18 protein-coding genes and 1 tRNA gene are annotated in these 18637 nt (G+C 49.2%); 15 read left to right on the forward strand and 4 right to left on the reverse strand.

All coding sequences use genetic code 11. From position 1 onward, the window contains the following. Positions 1-290: 290 nt before the first annotated feature. The 5 genes from acs (at position 291) to NAI64_RS08415 (ending at position 4981) form a co-directional block, all read left to right on the forward strand. Positions 291-2273: an acetate--CoA ligase gene (acs, locus tag NAI64_RS08395; RefSeq protein WP_269299561.1), complete on the forward strand. Its 1983-nt coding sequence runs from the start codon at positions 291-293 to the stop codon at positions 2271-2273. An 81-nt stretch (positions 2274-2354) separates the two neighbouring features. Further along, positions 2355-2445, forward strand: a tRNA-Ser gene (locus tag NAI64_RS08400). Positions 2446-2659: 214 nt separating this feature from the next. Beyond that, the gene (locus NAI64_RS08405; protein ID WP_269299563.1) at positions 2660-2884 is read left to right on the forward strand and encodes an Arm DNA-binding domain-containing protein; all 225 of its coding nucleotides are present in this window, start codon (positions 2660-2662) and stop codon (positions 2882-2884) included. A gap of 339 nt (positions 2885-3223) precedes the next feature. Then, positions 3224-3439: a hypothetical protein gene (locus NAI64_RS08410; RefSeq protein WP_269299565.1), complete on the forward strand. Its 216-nt coding sequence runs from the start codon at positions 3224-3226 to the stop codon at positions 3437-3439. A 744-nt stretch (positions 3440-4183) separates the two neighbouring features. Next, on the forward strand, positions 4184-4981 hold the full coding sequence (locus tag NAI64_RS08415; protein ID WP_269299566.1) for a tetratricopeptide repeat protein: 798 nt from the start codon (positions 4184-4186) through the stop codon (positions 4979-4981). 673 nt (positions 4982-5654) lie between these two features. Here the strand turns inward: NAI64_RS08415 and NAI64_RS08420 are convergent. Continuing rightward, positions 5655-5777, reverse strand: coding sequence for a hypothetical protein (locus NAI64_RS08420; protein ID WP_269299568.1), 123 nt, complete (start codon positions 5775-5777; stop codon positions 5655-5657). Between the two features lie 560 nt (positions 5778-6337). Here NAI64_RS08420 and NAI64_RS08425 point away from each other — a divergent pair. Continuing rightward, positions 6338-6703 (forward strand): helix-turn-helix domain-containing protein, encoded by a 366-nt coding sequence (locus NAI64_RS08425; RefSeq protein ID WP_269299570.1) that lies wholly within the window; start codon positions 6338-6340, stop codon positions 6701-6703. 479 nt (positions 6704-7182) lie between these two features. After that, positions 7183-8184 (forward strand): PGN_0703 family putative restriction endonuclease, encoded by a 1002-nt coding sequence (locus NAI64_RS08430; protein ID WP_269299571.1) that lies wholly within the window; start codon positions 7183-7185, stop codon positions 8182-8184. A gap of 90 nt (positions 8185-8274) precedes the next feature. Here NAI64_RS08430 and NAI64_RS08435 read toward each other — a convergent pair whose 3' ends face one another. Then, entirely contained in the window at positions 8275-8613 is a 339-nt protein-coding gene (locus tag NAI64_RS08435; RefSeq protein WP_269299573.1) for a helix-turn-helix domain-containing protein, read from the reverse strand. A 239-nt stretch (positions 8614-8852) separates the two neighbouring features. Continuing rightward, positions 8853-9227 carry a hypothetical protein gene (locus tag NAI64_RS08440; protein ID WP_269299574.1) on the reverse strand — a complete coding sequence of 125 codons (375 nt, stop codon included), beginning with the start codon at positions 9225-9227 and terminating at the stop codon, positions 8853-8855. A 165-nt stretch (positions 9228-9392) separates the two neighbouring features. On the opposite strand from NAI64_RS08440, the gene NAI64_RS08445 reads away from it, so the two are divergent. From NAI64_RS08445 to NAI64_RS08460, 4 genes are all read left to right on the forward strand, one after another. Beyond that, positions 9393-10733, forward strand: a complete 1341-nt coding sequence (locus NAI64_RS08445; RefSeq protein ID WP_269299576.1) for a Y-family DNA polymerase — start codon at positions 9393-9395, stop codon at positions 10731-10733. 108 nt (positions 10734-10841) lie between these two features. Beyond that, positions 10842-11366, forward strand: a complete 525-nt coding sequence (locus tag NAI64_RS08450; RefSeq protein WP_269299579.1) for a hypothetical protein — start codon at positions 10842-10844, stop codon at positions 11364-11366. 97 nt (positions 11367-11463) lie between these two features. Then, a complete protein-coding gene (locus tag NAI64_RS08455; protein ID WP_269299581.1) occupies positions 11464-12231 on the forward strand; it encodes a hypothetical protein in 768 nt (255 codons plus the stop codon). 1044 nt (positions 12232-13275) lie between these two features. Further along, complete coding sequence (locus tag NAI64_RS08460; RefSeq protein ID WP_269299583.1) at positions 13276-13599, forward strand: hypothetical protein; 324 nt, start codon at positions 13276-13278, stop codon at positions 13597-13599. Between the two features lie 209 nt (positions 13600-13808). Here NAI64_RS08460 and NAI64_RS08465 read toward each other — a convergent pair whose 3' ends face one another. Further along, on the reverse strand, positions 13809-15281 hold the full coding sequence (locus NAI64_RS08465; protein WP_269299585.1) for an aminoacyl-histidine dipeptidase: 1473 nt from the start codon (positions 15279-15281) through the stop codon (positions 13809-13811). A gap of 263 nt (positions 15282-15544) precedes the next feature. Here NAI64_RS08465 and NAI64_RS08470 point away from each other — a divergent pair, with 263 nt between their 5' ends. The 4 genes from NAI64_RS08470 to NAI64_RS08485 form a co-directional block, all read left to right on the forward strand. After that, the gene (locus tag NAI64_RS08470; protein ID WP_269299587.1) at positions 15545-16858 is read left to right on the forward strand and encodes a mechanosensitive ion channel family protein; all 1314 of its coding nucleotides are present in this window, start codon (positions 15545-15547) and stop codon (positions 16856-16858) included. Then, entirely contained in the window at positions 16848-17207 is a 360-nt protein-coding gene (locus NAI64_RS08475; protein ID WP_269299589.1) for a nucleotide pyrophosphohydrolase, read from the forward strand. Before NAI64_RS08470 ends, NAI64_RS08475 begins: the two co-directional genes overlap by 11 nt. Positions 17208-17444: 237 nt before the next feature. Beyond that, on the forward strand, positions 17445-17933 hold the full coding sequence (locus NAI64_RS08480; protein ID WP_269299591.1) for a hypothetical protein: 489 nt from the start codon (positions 17445-17447) through the stop codon (positions 17931-17933). A 499-nt stretch (positions 17934-18432) separates the two neighbouring features. After that, positions 18433-18637, forward strand: a 205-nt coding sequence (locus NAI64_RS08485; protein ID WP_269299593.1) for an ESPR domain-containing protein, incomplete at its 3' end; no start/stop codon positions are given.

An 18637-nucleotide genomic window follows, 5' to 3' on the forward strand; every position in this document is an offset into this window, starting at 1 on the left:
GTACTGCGCATGTGCCGGGATGAAACTGGCAAAAAAACATGGCCCCCGTTTGACGAAAAAGTCTGCTTGCGCTATCTTTTTCGAATTAGATTAAAATATCATATAACCTATATTATTTTCGATATATAAATGATGTCCGGACAGCGTACCGATGCATAAAGAAGCGGACAGTACCGTCAGTGACGGCAAAATGATCCGGCCAAATTGTAAAAAAACAGTCGCCTTCAAAAGAAGCGGCATGAACGTGCCGGCCAAGCATACCGGCGAACCATCCATACAGGAGTGAGCAAATGGCAGCGAATCCAGCTGAAAAAAAAGAAACCGTTTTTTATTATCCACCAGTCGATTTCGTGAAAAATGCGGCGATTCCGGGAATGGACGCCTATCGCGCACTGTGCCGTGCTGCGGAAGAAAATTATGAAGGCTTTTGGGAAGAACTGGCACGGGAAAACGTGTTGTGGCACAAACCGTTCACCAAAGTCCTCAACGACACCAATCCACCGTTTTACAAATGGTTCGAGGACGGTGAACTCAACGTATCATGGAACTGTCTGGACAAACATCTTGCAAACGGCAATGCGGAAAAGGATGCCATCATTTTCGAAGCAGATGACGGTACCGTGACGAAAGTCACGTATCGCCAACTGCATGAACGTGTCTGCCGGTTGGCAAACGGTCTGAAATCTCTTGGTGTCGGCAAGGGCGATCGCGTCGTCATTTATATGGCCATGTCGATCGAGGCCGTCGTCGCCATGCAGGCATGTGCACGGATCGGCGCAATCCATTCCGTCGTATTCGGCGGATTTTCCGCTCCGTCACTGGGCGAACGTATCGTCAATGCCGGCGCCGTCGCAGTCATCACGGCCGACATGCAAATTCGCGGTGGCCGCCGTTTGCCGCTCAAAGCCATCGTCGATGAAGCGCTCGCACTGAACGATAACCATACGGTCAAAAACATCGTCGTGTACCGTCGCACTGGCGATGGCATTCCCTTTACCGAAGGACGCGATTGCTGGATGGATGAACTGATGGCACGGCAATCAGCGGAATGTGAACCGGAATGGGTCGATGCAGAACATCCCTTGTTCATCCTCTATACATCGGGTTCGACCGGCAATCCAAAAGGCGCGCAACATGCGTCCGGCGGTTTCTTGCTCTGGGCGATCATGACCATGCGCTGGACATTCGACATCAAACCCTCGGACGTTTTCTGGTGTACCGCCGATATCGGCTGGATTACCGGGCATACCTACAATGCCTATGGTCCGTTGGCGACCGGTGCGACCATTTTGCTGTTTGAAGGCGTGCCGACCTATCCGCATGCCGGCAGGTTCTGGGAAATGATCGACAAACACAAAGTCAGTATTTTCTATACGGCACCGACCGCCATTCGTTCGCTGATAAAAGCCAGCAGTGAAGACAATCGCGTTGCGCCGGAACATTACGACCTCTCCAGCCTGCGCCTGCTCGGCTCTGTGGGAGAACCGATCAATCCGGAAGCATGGCTGTGGTTTTACCGGCATATCGGAAAAGAACGTTGTCCGATCGTGGATACCTTCTGGCAGACGGAAACCGGCGGTCACGTCATCGCTCCGATGCCGGGCGCGACACCGCTCGTTCCAGGGTCCTGCACGCTTCCGTTGCCGGGACTGTCGGTCAGTGTTGTCGACGAAACCGGGCAGGAACTGCCATGGGGGCAGGGCGGCATTCTCGTCATCAATCGTCCGTGGCCATCCATGATACGGACAGTCTGGGGAAATGATGAACGTTACAAGACCCACTACTGGCCGGAAGAACTGGGTGGCAGACTGTATCAGGCAGGCGACGGCGCGATCCGTGACCCGCAGACCGGTTATTTCACCATCACCGGCCGTATCGACGACGTTCTCAACGTTTCGGGTCATGCGCTGGGAACCATGGAAGTCGAGTCCGTCCTGTCGGCGCATCCGATGGTCGCCGAAGCGGCAGTCGTCGGCAAGCCGGACGATTTGACCGGTGAATCCATTTGCGCATTCGTGATTCTGAAGAATGAACTGCCCAAAGGTGAGGCTGCGAAACACATCGCATCCGACCTGCGGAAATGGGTCTCCAGGGAAATCAGCCCGATCGCGCGTCCCAAGGAAATCCGCTTTGGCGAAAACCTGCCGAAGACGCGTTCCGGCAAAATCATGCGACGTCTCTTGCGTGTCATCGCACGCGGCGAGGAAATCACGCAAGACATTTCCACCCTGGAAAACCCTGCCATCCTCGAACAACTGCGCCAATCGTTGTGAGAATGCAAAAAAATGGCATAAAGATGAGGTTTTTCCTTATCTTTATGCTACAATGCGACGCTTCACAAGTAGTCCATTGCAGGAGAGATGGATGAGTGGTTTAAGTCGCACGCCTGGAAAGCGTGTATAGGTGAATAGCCTATCGGGGGTTCGAATCCCCCTCTCTCCGCCAGAACATAGTCCCAGACAGTCAAAAGACGTCTGGGATTTTTTTATCTTTCAATCACTTATGTGAGTTTATTGTCTCATAAGGTTTATTGTGGTTTTATAAAATCCATGTCTTTATGGTGGTTGCAATGATGGTTTCTTGAGTTCTAAAAGGTCACTGTATAAATTAACCATCATAAAATATGCCGAAGATAGCACGGGAACTGACTGCGATAGAAGTGAAAAATCTGAAAAATGGTGTTCATGCGGTAGGCGGTGCCAAGGGACTTTATATTAAAAAAGCAGGACGTCAGGCTTACTTCTTTTTGCGTTATACCGACATCACGAAAAAACGTCATGATTTCAAGATTGGAAACTATCCACAATGTTCACTGAAACAGGCACGCATCGATGCGCATGAACAAAGAAAAAAGATCAATGCAGTGCAGAATACTGTCGAATAGCGCAAACTGGAAAAGGAACAGTTGAGACAGAAATTGTTCAAAAGGTGGAACTGGATACCATAACATTTGAGCAGATCACGCTTGAGAGTGCATGACAGAATAGTGAATGGATGCTGGTGCCAGAATGCAAAGGCGAACAAGGTCGCCACAGATTCTGAAGAAACACGTTTTTCCAATTCTGGGTGGTGAAACCATCGCGTCGGAAGATATCCGCAAAAATATGGAACTGATCTGGCAATTCATTCCGGCAATCGCAAAAAAACCAGAACCTATATCAATAAGATATTCCAGTGTGCGATAGTCTTGCATAAAGGATAGAATCGGGAAAATCAGGCTGACATGCATGGTGCACTGGGCGTATTGATGGGATCCATGCAGAAGCACCGGAAAGCAAAGGGAAATTTTGCTGCCTGCTCTGTAAAGGAATTGCCGTTACTGATGAAGCAGATACATGGCTATCTATCCATGTCAGCAAAGGCAGTCGAATTCAGCATACCGATGGCTGCCCGTTCACAGGCAGTCAGACTGGCGCGTTGGAAAGAATTTGATCTGTAGAAGGGAATATGGGTCGTTCCCGTGGAACATGACAAGATCAAAATACCCAAGCGCGACAGAACCCTCTTTATATCCAGTTACGCTATCAAATTGCTCGAGAATCTGGTGCGCTATCCGGAATCGCCTATGTCTTCACCTGCAATCAGGAAACACATTTATCGGATGATGCCATGAGAATGCTCATTGATGGATTGCATAAAAAGTGGCCGGATTGATCCGAACATGTGCGCAGAGCGAGGCAAACCATGACGCATTACAGTACGCTGGACAGCGTGTTCGACGTGCACGACGTGGGCAAAAGATGATGAGCTGGGAAACAACCGTCTGTTTGATCTGGAAGCAGTGGAACTGTGCATGGTACACGGGAAGTACTATGCCTATCAGGGAGCCTATGACCGAGCCAGGCTGCCAGGAGAACGCAAAAAATCATGGAAGCATGGGGCAAGTACTGCTATTCACTCGTGAAATAACCACGTGATGGGGGCGGCAGTTCATCATGATTTGGTTATTTTTAATGATAAAAATATGTTTAAAAAATGTAAGAAACTGCTATAAAATAACAAGAGTTTTATGGTTGAATAAGAATTCAACGTCTAATCTTAAAGGCGAATTTCAATGGGGGATATTGCTTTCTGTGTAATACATTTACGAGAAATTTAAAAGACCCTACTTCAGCGAAAGTATTTTAGTGTGACATGTAAATATTAAATATTCTTGTTGATGTATTAAGGTTAAAGGATTATTATGTTAGGAAAAAGGATTTTTTTATACTTGTTTTTATATTTAATTTTGAATATATCCTATGCGCAACGTATGCCGACTCTGGGAGAGGTATGGTCTAATGCCGAAAGACGTGTTTATGAAAATGAAATATTGCGTCAGCAGGCAATACGAGAAGAGATGGAAAATGAACGTTTGAGGCGGCAATATCAGGAAGAAGAAAATAGGAGACAAGAACTCCAGCGAGTCAATTACCAGATTCAGCAATTAATGATCAGTGCAGCGGGTGGTAATGCAGCTGATCAATATACATTAGGAAATTTATATTTTAATGGGCAATTTGTGCAACCAGAACCGCAAATAGCTGTCTATTGGTGGCAAAGATCAGCAATACAGGGATATGCACTTGCCCAATCCTCGTTGGGATATGCCTATTTCGTTGGAGTAGGAATTTCGCAGAACTATAAAGAAGCTGTTTATTGGAGAACAAAGGCAGCGGAACAAGGAGAACCCAACGCACAGACAGCCTTGGGTAGTATGTATATGTCTGGGCAAGGCGTAAAAAAAAATCCTAAAAAAGCAGTGTATTGGCTGAAAAAAGCAGCAAAACAAGGTCACGCTATTGCGCAAGAATGCTTGGCATGGGCTTATTACGATGGAAATGGCGTCCCCAAAAACAAGATTTATGCTTATGTTTTGTTTAGTCATGTTGCAAATAGTTCTGAAAATGCAAAAAATGGGTTGCTAATAGTTAAGAATGCAATGACACAAGAACAAATCATGCATGCACAATCTATATCAGTTTATGACATTTTGAAATAATTTACTATTGATATTACGCTGTAGATTAGTCTGCTTGTAAAAGCAAAAGGAATCAACAAATATCGATTATTTGGCATTTTTGTTTGCCTTTCAGGAATGCATGGTATGTATCCGGAAAATGGAAAGGAGATGTTGGTGGCGATTAGTGCATGTTCCATTCAATGAAAGATGGTAATATTTTATTTTAGAACCTGTAACGCATTCTGTGGATATATCAGAGATGGGCAGAAATTCTTTCTACTTTCAATTGCGCTTTTCTGTTGCGGAATCAGCATAGCACCTTTCTGGGACGATTCCATGATAGCCAGCCATACGACCGTGATGACAACATCGATCCGGGAACATTGTATAGCGTTGTGTCGCTTTCCAAGCCACAGATTAAGTCGCTAGTACAAGCAAAAGAAACCGCCAAAGATCAGTTTTCTGGCGGTCTTTTTTTTGGAAAATCTTCCAAAGACGGTTTTTGGGATAGGCTACTCCCCTTCTACTGACCGCAAAATGGTTCAGTCTGTGAATGATCGTTTCAAGATCGGTACAAAATTTCTGCACAAATCGTTATTATCTTTTTATGCCGCTGTTGTCCCCCGGTTTACGCAACCGGTGGTGATTTTTCGCAGGCGTCCTGTGTCAGTGGGCGATCCACTGGATGATCTGGCGGTATATTTCGCCGTTGTCACCGTCCGGCGTAATGCCTTTGATGTGGAGAATGACGCCGCAGGCGGCTCATGCCACGCAAGGTCGAAACAGGTGTGGCATGGATGTCGGTGATGTCGTCGGTTGTCAGATAATCGGTCATTTCGCCAGTTCATAGTACAAGGTATTGTGTGTCGTCATACTGTGCAGCAGCGCTTGCAGTACATGCGGGCGAAGGATGCTTTGCAGGATGTGTCAGGACGTATGCCGGAGACTGACGTTTACAGGTTGGCAGAGCACAAGTGCTTGTATTTTGTCGCGTGTTTTCCGGAAAAGGTTGTTTTGTATGTGTCATGATCCGGTTATGACGGATACGATGAACTAATACGGTATATCGTAATATGCCACGCATGCGCTAAAACATGTTGCAGGCGAACCGGATGGGGTGGTATTAGGCAGATTGCGGCAGGCATGGAAGGGATATCGTGCACCCATAACCGAAAGCACATGCAATGCTTACGCATCCCCGGTTCCGAATACCTGTTTTTGATCGGAATGGCGGGATTGCCTTTATTTTCAGAAAGATAGCCAGCAACGGGCGCAAAAAACAATAAGCTGGACAAATAAGGGCGTTATACGCCTGATATGGCATTTTATGATGTTACAAAATGTCTTGGCATAAGACAACATGACTTTGCATATCTGAAATGGTCATGGTTGCTTATGGAAAAGAACATTGCGGCTCGTATAGGACGCAATATCGCGCAAGCCAGGAAAGCCGTTCGCCGGACACAAGCCGATGTCGCCGAGAAGCTGGGGATCGATACGGGCTCCTTGTCGAGAATGGAGCGTGGCATCATCATGCCCAGTATCCCGACGCTGGACAAAATCGCCGATGAACTGGGGGTCGCGTTGTGGCAGTTGATCGGATCGGCTTCGTCCAGTTCGGTTGTGATGGCGGAAAACATAATTGCGCAGCTGGAAAAGCTCGGTCAGGCCGAACGGCTGTTTTTGATGGAAGAAATCGAGCGCTGGGTCGACAAGCTTTCGTCGTGTGCATCTTCCTCGCGTCAGGATACCGAAGAATAGTGTTTGACGGCAGCCGACTTGTTTGTCGTCGTTTTTACCGATGCCGAGGCACCGGAGGCGGCAGGCGTTTCTGATTGCGGATACTGCCGTTTGTCCACTTGGTATTTTCTCTCCGTTTTTTCTTCTTTTTAGGGTGTCGATGCTGCCGGTCATGGCGGCAGAACCTTTCGCATGTTTGCGGTCGTGTCCGCCATATACGCGGGGATGATATAAAAGGATGTCGCAAGCCGGATGAAGGCTGTGGATCGTCACGGTCCGGGATGTGTTTCCATAATGGAACGCACGTATTCGGAGCGTTTTTGTATGCGAAACGGTTTGTCGCATACACGCCATATGATGTATCTGTTCATGCAGATGGTATGTACATGAAGTGGATGGCAAGGACGCAGGAATCCGGAAACAGGCTGTCTTGCATGAAAAAGATACGTTTGTTGCTTGCCGGTGGTTTTGCCTCGGCTGTATGAAAAAGGACTGGCATCATGAAAAACAGAAAACTTCCCTGTGTTCCGAAACATATTCTGAAGGCGCACAAGGTAAATGAACCCGGAGATCACCGTTTCATGGCGGCGGCGCGTCTGTTGCAGGCGTTGTGGCGTGAGGAAAGGAATTTGCCGATTGGAAGTTGTCATGACAGCCGGAATGGTCTGAAAGAAATCGGCAGCCTTATCAGTGAAGATTGCGGATTGAAGGGAAGAAATTTTCTGACGCCGGAAATCGCTGCACTGGCGTACAGGGAATATGTTTATCAGGAAACCGGTGCGCTGATCGACGAGGAACGACTATGGATGAATCTGTTGTCCAGTCAGCCGTTGTGCTTCAATCTGTTCGGAGAACTGAAACTTGATGACGAAAAGGCTAACCGGTTTTTCAGGTATCTTTTTCCGGATTATGTCGAGAGTGTGGAGGGAATTTATTTCGAGCATTCTCCGGCGCGTGGCGATCCGGATTATACCGGCGATTACACGGCGTTCGATGTGCTCGTGGAATGTGTGACGACAGGTGGTGAAAGCGGACATATCGCCCTCGAGGTCAAATATACCGAATCCATGGCGGAAGCTGCGACGCGTCCGAAAGCGCGCCACGATGAATTGTCGCGTCTTGTCGGGTTGTACAGGGATGCCGATGCGGTGGCGTTGCGTGCAAGTCCGATACAGCAACTGTGGCGCGAGCATATGTTGAGCCGGGTGATGGTTTGTAACGGGCGTTACGATACCGGCCGGTTCGTCGTTATCTATCCGGCGCAGAATGATTTGTGTGAGCGTGCTGTGGCACGTTATCGTGCACATCTGGCGTCCGATGATCCGGCAGTTTCCGGGTTCGGGGCATTGACGCTGGAAGCATGCATTGACGCCTATCGTATGATTGGTGAACCGGATCTGGCCGATGCATTGTACAGCCGGTATCTGGATTTCGGACGGGTCGAACAAGTCGTTTTCGGCGAGGCGCAAACAGGCGGTTTCCCGTTTGCGAATCGGGCGTGATTGCTGTACGGGTATCCAGTGTGAAGAATGGACGATAGCGATCGTACCGTGACGGATCGACACGTACGGTCTGTGTAATATTCGGAGAAGCTATGGTTTTTTCGCCAGACGGTTGGCCCAGCAACGGATTTGTTCCAGCAGAAAAAGCCGGTCGCTTTCAGACAATGGTTCCAGCATGGTGATGATATCGTCGGCCAGCGCCGTTGTTCCGGAAGAGACGCTGTCAAACAGCCTTCCCAGCGGTTTGTCCAGTACTTTGGCGATGCGATCCAGTGTGGCGATACTCGGGCAAACGATACCACGTTCGATACGGGAAAGCGATACGGTATCGATTTCGACTTTTTCTGCGATTTCCGCTTGTGTTTTTCCTGAGGCCTTGCGGACTGCGGCGATATTTTTACCAAGCCGTGCAGCGATGCTGTTACTCATAAATTAGCCTTGAACTGTCAAGTAAGAGCAATTTATGCTGTCTTGGTGTAGCGGTTTTTGTAATATCGCAAAATGTCTACAATAGACATATTAGATATATTTTATGTGCAAAATTCGCAATTTTATGGAAATTTGGCGCTAAAAAAATGATAAATCGACAAGGTTTTCAGCAGTTTTTCCTGATTTCTTTGGATACAGGACGTGCTTTTTTATGGTATTGGCAGGTATCGTGGAAAGCATCAGAGGCGCAGGCAAATTTTGCCGCATGCGGTACATGGCAGGGATGACGGCGGTTTATCCAGAACATGGCACGGTGCATGACAGGACATGCAGCGGACCGGCATTTCCCATACCTGTTTGCCGGACGCATACAGTGAAAGCCGTTCTGCGGTTTGCAGTGCATCACAGCGGCGGCAGGCGAACAAGGCAGTCGAGATGACAAGCATGGCATCCGGATACCGCGCAAGCCACTTTCCGGCAACATCGCCATATTTCCCTCGCTGGATATCGCGTCGGTAACGGTGCAATTCGTCGACATGTTGCCATTGTGTGCCATATACAAGCATACGTTCGAAACGGCAGTCCGGACAGCGGTAAGGAATTTCAATCGTCATGGTATCGGTGGAATTGGTTTGGCCACACCATAACATGTTCGTTTGAGGAAATCACCCGGGTTGTGCTTTCCGATTGTGTCCGACGATCATCCGATCCGTTCGGCATGGCATTTTCACAAGACAAATAACTGTATATAATCACAGTATTTCGCGATGCCGGTGCAAATGGAGTCTGGCGAAGCAAGCCGGTTTTTGGCAGCGGAAGCGGTTTGTGCGGAGAAACGGATGGAGCGGTGTATCGCACTGGTCGATTGCAACAATTTTTTTGTATCTTGCGAGCGGGTATTCCGACCCGACCTTGAGGGGCGTCCTGTCGTTGTGCTCTCAAGCAATGATGGTTGTGTCATTTCGCGCAGCAATGAAGCCAAGGCACTTGGTATCGGTATGGGGGTACCCTGGTTCAAGGTCAGCAGTGTACCGAAAAATCGTGAAGTCATCGTATTTTCCAGCAATTTCCCGCTGTATTCCGATTTGAGTAACCGTGTCAAGCGGCTGTTGTCGGTTTTTTCTCCGGTACATGAGGAATACAGTGTGGACGAGTCGTTTCTGGATATGACCGGGCAAACGGATGTCCTCAAACAGGCGTTTGCCATTCGGGAAACCGTCTGGCGTGAAGTCGGCATACCGGTCTGTGTCGGCATCGGACCGACCAAAACATTGGCGAAGCTGGCGAATTTCGTGGCAAAGAAACATCCCGTATCCGGAGGCGTTTTTACCTGCGATACGCTGGATATGGTGCGTAAGCGGGAACTGTTGTCGGGAATTCCGGCAGGAGAAGTATGGGGAATCGGCCGGCGGCTCTCTCGTACTCTGGCAGGAATGGGGATCGGAAATGCCGCACAGCTGCATGATGCCGATATCCGGATGATGCGTGCGCAGTTCGGTGTGACGATGGAACGGCTGATTCTTGAGTTGCGTGGCGTTTCCTGTCTCGATATCACGCAAGTCAGACCGCCCAGACGACAGATACTGTCGAGCCGATCATTCGGAGTGCGTATTACCCGTCTGGACGATCTGGAAAACGCGATGGCGTTTCATGCAGCCCATGTTGGCAAACAGTTGCGTCAGGAAAAACTGGTGGCAGGTATGGTGCAGGTTTTTCTGGAAACCGATCCTTTCAGGTTGGACAAGCCGCAATATCACCCCTGTTTTTGCATGCCGTTTGCAGAACCGACAGATAGCACTGCGGAAATCAGCCGGTATGCCATGCATGGATTGCGACGGATATACCGCAACGGACATGAATACCGAAAGGGTGGGTTATGCGTCAGCGAATTGTCCTCTGCCGACAGTGGCTGTTCCGATCTGTTTTCGGTGGGGGGAGAAAAAAGAAAGCGGATCGATGAAATCATGGATACCATCAATGCTCGCTTCGGAGACGGTACGCTGCGTTTGTCACAGGACGACAGACTCAGCCGGCGATGGATGCCAAAAAAGGAAAAGGCCTCGCCGCGTTATACGACATCCTGGGATGATTTGCCTGAATGTGGCGAGCCGGCAAATTAGCGGCATGCACGGTATGCATGGGATAAAATACGGAACAGACATCCGTGACCGTTGTATCGGAATGTATGGGACGGGAAAGACAATTCGGGGGATTATGGGGGCGAGTGAATGGAGACATGGGTGATCGTGACAGCCGTCATTGGGGCGGTAGTAATCGTGTTTCTGCTGGGTGTCCTGAAAAAATGGTTCGGCAAAAGCCGGATCGTCAACGAAGTCAAAAGCGGCGTGCAATCCGTACAGACATTCAGAGAACAGTATCCGACACCACAGGCATATGAAATCCACGTCATCCGTGAATTGCGCATACAAGGCGCTGAAGAAACCTTGCTGAAAGAAGTGTTGAAAGAAGCGTATGATGAAACTATCGCGCAATCGCACAGAACAGGCGAGGATCCGGCGCACTTTGTCGATCGCTGGCTGTATTCCATCGCTGCGCCGAAACGCTGGGATTTCATCGAAGGTGTCTTGCCTTACTATTTCCAGCTGGTACAGGTATTGCTGGAAAAAGGATTGCGTCCGACGCCTGTGATACGGCGGTGTGGCGGCAAACAGCCGTTCATACAGATCGTCGAATCGGAATTTATCCGGGGAACTTCGCCTCAGGATCTGGTCGACAAACATTTCAGAACATAATGATATGATATTGCTGCCGGTTGCTGTGATGGCAAACCAGTATGTCATCAATGTCCGGTACAATACGGTTTTATTCCCCCATTGAACAGGAAACATTATGCAGGAAACACAAGTATCCACAGTTGTAACCGATGATTTCATCCAGTGCTGGCAGGCAGCGGGACGTCACCTGCAATGTCAGGTGGAAGGCGGTCCGGTATGGATACGCGCCCATCTGGATCAGCCGTTTATGGAACATCTTTCGTTCCGTCTCGGCAATCAGCTGTTTTTTGTCCGGATCGAGGATGCGGACGGTCAGCTCAAGACACCGGGTTCTGAAGCGGCCTTGCAGAAAATCGCGGAAAAATGCAAAGGACATGCCTGTATCATGCCGATGCGATTCTCGTTCGGATACTGGTTGCCGACGGAAAAAGGCTGGGGACTGCTTTCCCTGAAAGATCGCAAGCCGGTCAATCCGCCAGATCTCGTCACCGACGAAAAGATCGAAATGACAGATTGGGAATTGCATGATTTCGCCGTTCAGGTCGTTCGCAAGAATCTGGTCGAAAGTGGGGAACAGGTTACGGCATCGAACAGCAATCCGGAATTGCAGCCATCGATCTGGATGGGTGGCGACACAGGGCTGCAATGGGTTGTCGTGCAAGCTGTCCGTTATCCGCAGGAAGCGAAAATTCCAGACAATATCCACGAAATCGAGGCCGCATACAAGGCAAAAGGCGCCAGAGGCAATTTCGCTTATGTCAGCTTCGCCAATGAAAACCAGCAGCGTGATACCCCGCTGAAAGAAGGTGAAAAACCCCTGCCGATTTATCGTGGCGAAAAAGCATTCGTCAGCTATTCAGGTCTGCTCGACATCAATGAGTGATCGATAGCCATTCCTGTCTGCAAATCTCCCGTTTTGCTGACGGGAGATTTTTTTATGTCCTGATGGCGTGATGTGCATGGAGTGTGGTGAAGAGGCAAAGGCGGGCCTGTCACGTTATCAGGACATGTTGCCGGAACGTTCATATTGCATTTCCGGCGATTCACTGAAAGATTTTAATGTTGTTGGTGAATCGTTTGTTTTGATAGCGGAAAAAGCGGTTTTTTTATGGAGAACATCGGCGATGGAATTCGGGAAACAGGATGAAAGTTGCTGTGGGAACGGATGAAGGAAACGCCTGTTTGATTGCCAGGAAGTACAAATGATTGTACCGCAAGGAGAAAGGTGTACTGTTCACGAAGTGGTCCACAGGAAATGGAGATAAAGAGGTTTATGGAGCACTATCCGTGATGGTGTGCAGATGACGGAAACTGCGGCCGGAAGATGAAAAAACACCTGCAAACAGTAATGTTTGCAGGTGTTTTTTCTTGATTAGGGTGATGTGAAACACATTATGGCAGGATGTCTTGCACGCGGAATGTTTTTTTACAGTTCGTTACAGATGAATGATGGAGATGTCCTCACCGGAAGCGGTGTCGTTTCTTGTGATGGGGTGATGGTAAGCAGGTCATTGTGATATTGCCTGAAGGGCAGGTGAAAGAAAAAAGTACTGTTTTTTTATACAGTATGATAGACTGTATGTATTGACAGTATTTCGTGAAAGGGGAGTACATGAACGGCATTGTTTCGGAAATCATGGATACGCTGGCTTTTGTCTGTTCGGTTTGCGTCGTGATCGTATGTTGTCATTTTCCGATCGGTTAAATGACAGATGGTGCAAAAATCTTGCTGTCGTTTGTCGGCAGGTTATATCGAGTCGCAGATGATGGGAATATGTCTGGTGTTGTCGTCGTGTCCGTCGCGGTATGTTTGTGTTTTCTGGCAAGGGAGGCCGGCAGGCGGTGCGGTCTTTGTGTAAGGTTTTCGGATATGATAGAAACCGGTTCAAACGGTTTGTAACGGAAAATCGGGAGCATGCTGATGGAGATGAGCGTCATATTTTATCCGAGTGGTTATTTGCAATTACAGGTCGCTGATGACGGAGACGATTTTTGTCATGTTTATGACAATCCGAACAACCTGGCCAAGGATGTCTCTTCATTGATGGATGGCGATAATGCGATCGGATGGTATGGCAACGACCCGGATGCATGGTTGGATGTCGGGAATGCATCATCCGTCCGATATATCACGATGGAAGCATTACCCGGTTTTCTGGAGGCTTTCAGAAGTGGACAAGTCGATTTGACGACGCTCTGGGAAAACGAGATTGCTTTTTATCGTGCACTGGCCGCACGAAGGACCGCATAACGGAGCGGCGTACCGTATTGGTTGCGCTACGAAAGGCAGATATTCCGTTTTGGTATATGGATCGTGCCGTAAAGCGGAATATGGCGCGTGTTTATATCGTTTGTATGGTCCGGAAGAGAATGACAGGGAGATTCGCGGGGCGACGTTTGCCGTGATACAGCTGCCGGTATGCAACCGGCGGCTGTATCACGATTTTTCCGGATATGTTGTCAGTCGATGGTAGCGAGCAGGGCTTTCAGGAATCGCCATGCTTTTTCCACTGTGTCGATTTCGACGGATTCTCCCGGCGCATGCGGGCTGTGGATAGTCGGACCGAAGGAGATGGTATCCAGTACAGGGTATTTGGATTTGAGGATGCCGCATTCCAGCCCTGCATGGATGATATGGGTGGCAGGTTCCTGACCGAAGGTCTGCCGGTAAACGTTGCGGCAGGTCGTCAGCAGTGGAGAGGTGGTGTCGGGCGCCCAGCCCGGATAGGCGTTTTCTTTCACGACGGGAATTCCGGACAGCATGAACAGGCTGGTGATTTCATCCGCCAGCGCGTTGCATGCACTGTCGATCGTCGAGCGAGCCATCAGTGTACAGGCTCCGTTATCCGGTTGCAGATTGACTGTTCCCAGATTGTTCGAGGTTTCCGGAGCACCGGGAACCGATGGACTCATGCGCCATATGCCATGCGGAGCGGCATGGAGGGTACGCAGCCAGAGGTGCTGGTCGGCAATGGACATGATGTTTACGGCAGTAGCAGGTTCGCAATCGATACGGACTTTTTCGTCCACACCGGCCAGTTCGTGCCGGATAATTGCCTGTAACTGTCCGAGCCGTTCTGTGAGCGTGTCCATATCATCCGGGCGGATGGCGATGACTGCGGATGCTTCGCGGGGCAGTGCATTGCGTGCCGTACCGCCAGTCAGGCTGGCAAGGCGCAATGAAAGGGACGATTGCAGCGCATTCAGTATCCTTACCAGTATCTTGATGGCGTTTCCACGCCCTTCATGGATGTTGATGCCGGAGTGTCCGCCACGCAGGCCGGAGACACGGATACAGACCGTTTGCCAGTCTGACGGGATGGGTTCGGAATGGCCTGGGCGGGAAACGGAAATGTCCATGCCGCCAGCGCAGCCCAGGCAAAAGTCTCCCCAGGTTTCGCTATCGAGATTGAGCAGGATGTTGCCGCGCAATACACCGGTTTCCAGTTTGTTGGCGCCGCCCATGCCTTCTTCTTCATCGACGGTGAGCAATGCCTCTAGGGGGCCATGTACCAGTGTGTTATCTTCCAGAGCGGCCAGTGCCAGCGCGACACCGATACCGTCATCAGCTCCCAGCGTCGTGTTTTCGGCGAGTACCAGGTTGTCGCGGATGACGGGATGGATGGGATCGTTGTGAAAATCATGTATAACGCCATCGTTTTTCTGGCAGACCATGTCCAGATGTGCCTGAAGGATGACGCCGGATGCGTTTTCTCGTCCCGGGCTGGCCGGTTTCCGGATGATGAGGTTGCCGCCGCGGTCGATGATGCTTTCCAGTCCCTGACCGGTTGCCCACTGCACGAGATAATCACGGACGCGTTCCTCGTGTTTGGATGGACGAGGTATCCGGCACAGTGCGGCAAAATGTTTCCATACGGATTCGGGGTTCAAACCTTTTGGCGGGAAGTCCTGATCGTTCGATGCGGTAGTCATGCTGGCAGTTCCTGTTTGTCGGTAAATAATGGTGCATGATACCAATTTCACCGGTGAATGCGTGGTACCGAGGGGAAAATCGTTATCGTAAATGCTCAGGCAAATGTCCGGTTGACGGTACCGGATGGTGTCATAAGAAGGATCGCATTTTCATACATGACGTAAAGCCGGCAAAGGGGGAATATGCTATATTCCACTGCGATAACAAAGGAGCTGCCTGACGGTTCGTCTGCAGTTCTGCATTGCCCAACCGGATAGCCAACATGATGTCACTGATCAACGAGTATCTTTCCTTTTTCGATGGTTCGCCGTTTTTGTACACACTGGCGGCATTGGCCTTGCTGATCGCCATTTCGTGGATACTCAATTTCATCGTCAAGAAAATACTGCTCCGTCTGGTGCGTCGTGCGCTGAAACTTTCTCCGATACCTGAGGTCGGCGGCAATCTGATCGACAAGGTGATCGCACGATTGTCGAATATCGTACCTGCGACGGTTTTCACGCACGGGATTGCATGGGTTCCTCATCTTCCGGAAAAGGTTGCCTACATCGTTCGTGCTGTTGCTGCCTCTTTCATCATTCTGACGCTTGCCATGGCGTTGAGCGGTGTACTCAATATCGTGGAAACGTTATATAACCAGCGGCCTATTGCAGCCAGTCGTCCGATCAAGGGATATATCCAGTTGCTCAAACTCGGTATTTATCTGATTGCGGGGATTCTGATCATCGCGACACTGATAGACAAATCGCCGATTATCTTGCTGTCCGGTCTGGGTGCGATGGCTGCGGTATTGATGCTGGTGTTTCAGGATACGCTGCTTTCGCTTGTCGCCAGTATCCAGATTTCAGCGAATGGTCTGGTCAAGGTAGGTGACTGGATCGAAGTCCCCAATCTCAATGCGGATGGAACGGTGATCGATATCGCATTGCATACCGTCAAGGTCAGGAATTTCGACAGGACGATCACGACGTTTCCGACACGCCGTCTGATTACCGATCCGTTCAAGAATTGGCGAGGTATGCAGGAATCCGGTGGCAGGCGGATCAAGCGTGCCATATATATCGACCAGACAAGTATTCATTTCCTGACGGAACAGGAACGGGAAAGCCTTCGGGATATGCCGCTTTTGCGTGATTATCTTGACGCGAAAGAAAAGGAAATCGCGGAATGGAACAGCCGTTTCGACGATGGAAAATCCGGTTTCCCGATTCGGAGACGCCTGACCAATGTCGGTACTTTCCGGGCATATGTCGAGCGTTTTTTGCACAATCATCCGGATATCGCCAAAAACGATACGATACTGGTTCGTCAGATGGATCCCGGACCGACCGGTTTGCCGATAGAAATTTATTGCTATACGACCACGACGGACTGGAATGAATATGAAGCCATCATGTCGGATATTTTCGATCATCTTTATTCTATTTTGCATGAATTCGGGTTGTTCGCTTATCAGCAGCCCAGCGGACGCGATTTCGGGAAAATCCGGATGAGTGCTGCCGAAGATGTCGGTCATGTGGCAGTGATGGACGACAGCATCGCTGAAAACAGACGGAGTGCGCAAAATGATCGATGATGCGATGCTGGCTGAAAAGCTGGAACGGTTCGCCGATGAACGCGACTGGCGGCGTTTCCATACGCCCAAGAATATCGCGTCCGCACTTTCTGTCGAGGCCTCGGAATTGCTGGAAATTTTCCAGTGGACGCGTGGCCAGCATGACTGGAATGAACTCGACGCCGAGCCGGCGGTACGGCAACATACCGAGGAAGAACTGGCCGATATTCTGTTGTATCTGATACGCTTTGCGTCACTGGCGAAAATCGATTTGCAACAGGCTGCCTTGCGGAAAATGAAAAAAAACGCTCTGAAATATCCTGTCGAAAAAGCACGCGGTTCCGACAGGAAATATAACGAAACCGACTGAGTGCTGCAGTATGTGTTTCCGGTGGCATTGCGCTGCAATGGTTTACCATGTCGGAGGGTATATGCGAGCCGGCAGGATGTTTTCAGAAAAACGACAGACTGGCAAAACCTTGATTGTCGGAATAGCCAGAAACCGTTCTGGCTTTTATGATAGCAAAAGCCTTTTGGCGGATCGGATACGTTTGCCTGTTTTCGGGGGCGTATCACAGGTCTGAAATACCGTTCCGGGTCGTTCACTATGCAGGAAATATTGCCGCTTGCCGGTATCGTGGTCGTACTGGTACTGATCGCCGTACTGGCCTTTCATGTCAAGAAACAGCGTGACAATCATGTCCAGCTTTTTGTTTATATGTACGGGACGATTCTGGAAGGTCGTTTGCGCAACCTGATCGTTTGTTTGGAAGACATGCTCGATATGCCGGATGGTGTCGAAACAGTGAGCGAGACCGTTTTCTCACGGGTTGAATGGCACAGGATAGCGGATCGTTCATTGTGCGGGGAGTTCGTCATGCTGGCCGAGCAAAACGCGCTGGGAAGTCGTGCCAAAAAAACGCTGGAACATGGTTTCGATTGCCTTTCGCGTGCACTGGCAATGATGCCGGATTTGCCTCGGGACAGAGAAGAATCCGTCAGGTTCATGCGGCCTGCGGACCGGCAACAATGGCGCAAACTGTTGTCCGAATCGATCCGTTCGTTTGAGGCAGTCCGGCGTAATACGGTTTTCTGAATAACCGACAAGACATCGCACTTGTGTCATGTATGGCGAAAAAGTCATTCCATATGATATATCTCGCAGACATATCTTTCTTTTTATCTGAATTATCAACGGTATTCTTTTTGGACAAAGCGTACAGTACGGCGGATGTGCATCGTGGAGCTGTGGTTTTGCTGAGTGCAAGACAGGCAGGTTAGTTTGTCTCAATTATGAGTTTGTTGTGTAAATGTAACGAAGCATGTGAATGATAATAAGCATTAACGGACCGTACATCATGACTTCTGGACAGTAACATTCTGTAATGCAATAAACAAGATATCGATTCCATAATCATCGCGAAAAACATGGCATTTTCTTTTTGTGCTGATGGATTTTTTGTTTTAAATATTATTTAAATCAATAATTTACGTTTCTTTTGTTGTCTGTTAATGCTTAATAACAGACATTGGCAATGCCGTCATCCTGAGCGGGTTATCCCGTAAAAGTAAACATGATGATGAAGGAGAGAAACGTGAATAAAATATACAAGGTGATATTCAGCCGCTCCAAGGGTATGCTGGTCGTTGCTAGTGAACTAGCTGCTACTGTTGGAAAATCAGGTACCAAGTTGGTTGTAACAATGATTGCAAGTCTGGCAATATTTGCTACAAGTGGTGCGATCAACATAGCAAGTGCTCAAGTTGTCTCAGGTGATAGTCTCAATATCACCGGTAATG

Source organism: Oxalobacter paeniformigenes (assembly GCF_027158465.1).
GTDB lineage: Bacteria > Pseudomonadota > Gammaproteobacteria > Burkholderiales > Burkholderiaceae_D > Oxalobacter > Oxalobacter paeniformigenes.

Coding starts and splice junctions, on each gene's coding strand:
- NAI64_RS08435 (WP_269299573.1), bottom strand. CDS start 8,613: ATGAGTAACAGCATCGCTGCACGGCTTGGTAAAAATATCGCCGCAGTC.
- NAI64_RS08410 (WP_269299565.1), top strand. CDS start 3,224: ATGCATGGTGCACTGGGCGTATTGATGGGATCCATGCAGAAGCACCGG.
- NAI64_RS08480 (WP_269299591.1), top strand. CDS start 17,445: ATGCAGGAAATATTGCCGCTTGCCGGTATCGTGGTCGTACTGGTACTG.
- NAI64_RS08430 (WP_269299571.1), top strand. CDS start 7,183: ATGAAAAACAGAAAACTTCCCTGTGTTCCGAAACATATTCTGAAGGCG.
- NAI64_RS08440 (WP_269299574.1), bottom strand. CDS start 9,227: ATGACGATTGAAATTCCTTACCGCTGTCCGGACTGCCGTTTCGAACGT.
- NAI64_RS08455 (WP_269299581.1), top strand. CDS start 11,464: ATGCAGGAAACACAAGTATCCACAGTTGTAACCGATGATTTCATCCAG.
- NAI64_RS08445 (WP_269299576.1), top strand. CDS start 9,393: ATGGAGTCTGGCGAAGCAAGCCGGTTTTTGGCAGCGGAAGCGGTTTGT.
- NAI64_RS08465 (WP_269299585.1), bottom strand. CDS start 15,281: ATGACTACCGCATCGAACGATCAGGACTTCCCGCCAAAAGGTTTGAAC.
- acs (WP_269299561.1), top strand. CDS start 291: ATGGCAGCGAATCCAGCTGAAAAAAAAGAAACCGTTTTTTATTATCCA.
- NAI64_RS08475 (WP_269299589.1), top strand. CDS start 16,848: ATGATCGATGATGCGATGCTGGCTGAAAAGCTGGAACGGTTCGCCGAT.
- NAI64_RS08415 (WP_269299566.1), top strand. CDS start 4,184: ATGTTAGGAAAAAGGATTTTTTTATACTTGTTTTTATATTTAATTTTG.
- NAI64_RS08470 (WP_269299587.1), top strand. CDS start 15,545: ATGATGTCACTGATCAACGAGTATCTTTCCTTTTTCGATGGTTCGCCG.
- NAI64_RS08425 (WP_269299570.1), top strand. CDS start 6,338: ATGGAAAAGAACATTGCGGCTCGTATAGGACGCAATATCGCGCAAGCC.
- NAI64_RS08450 (WP_269299579.1), top strand. CDS start 10,842: ATGGAGACATGGGTGATCGTGACAGCCGTCATTGGGGCGGTAGTAATC.
- NAI64_RS08460 (WP_269299583.1), top strand. CDS start 13,276: ATGAGCGTCATATTTTATCCGAGTGGTTATTTGCAATTACAGGTCGCT.
- NAI64_RS08420 (WP_269299568.1), bottom strand. CDS start 5,777: ATGACCGATTATCTGACAACCGACGACATCACCGACATCCATGCCACA.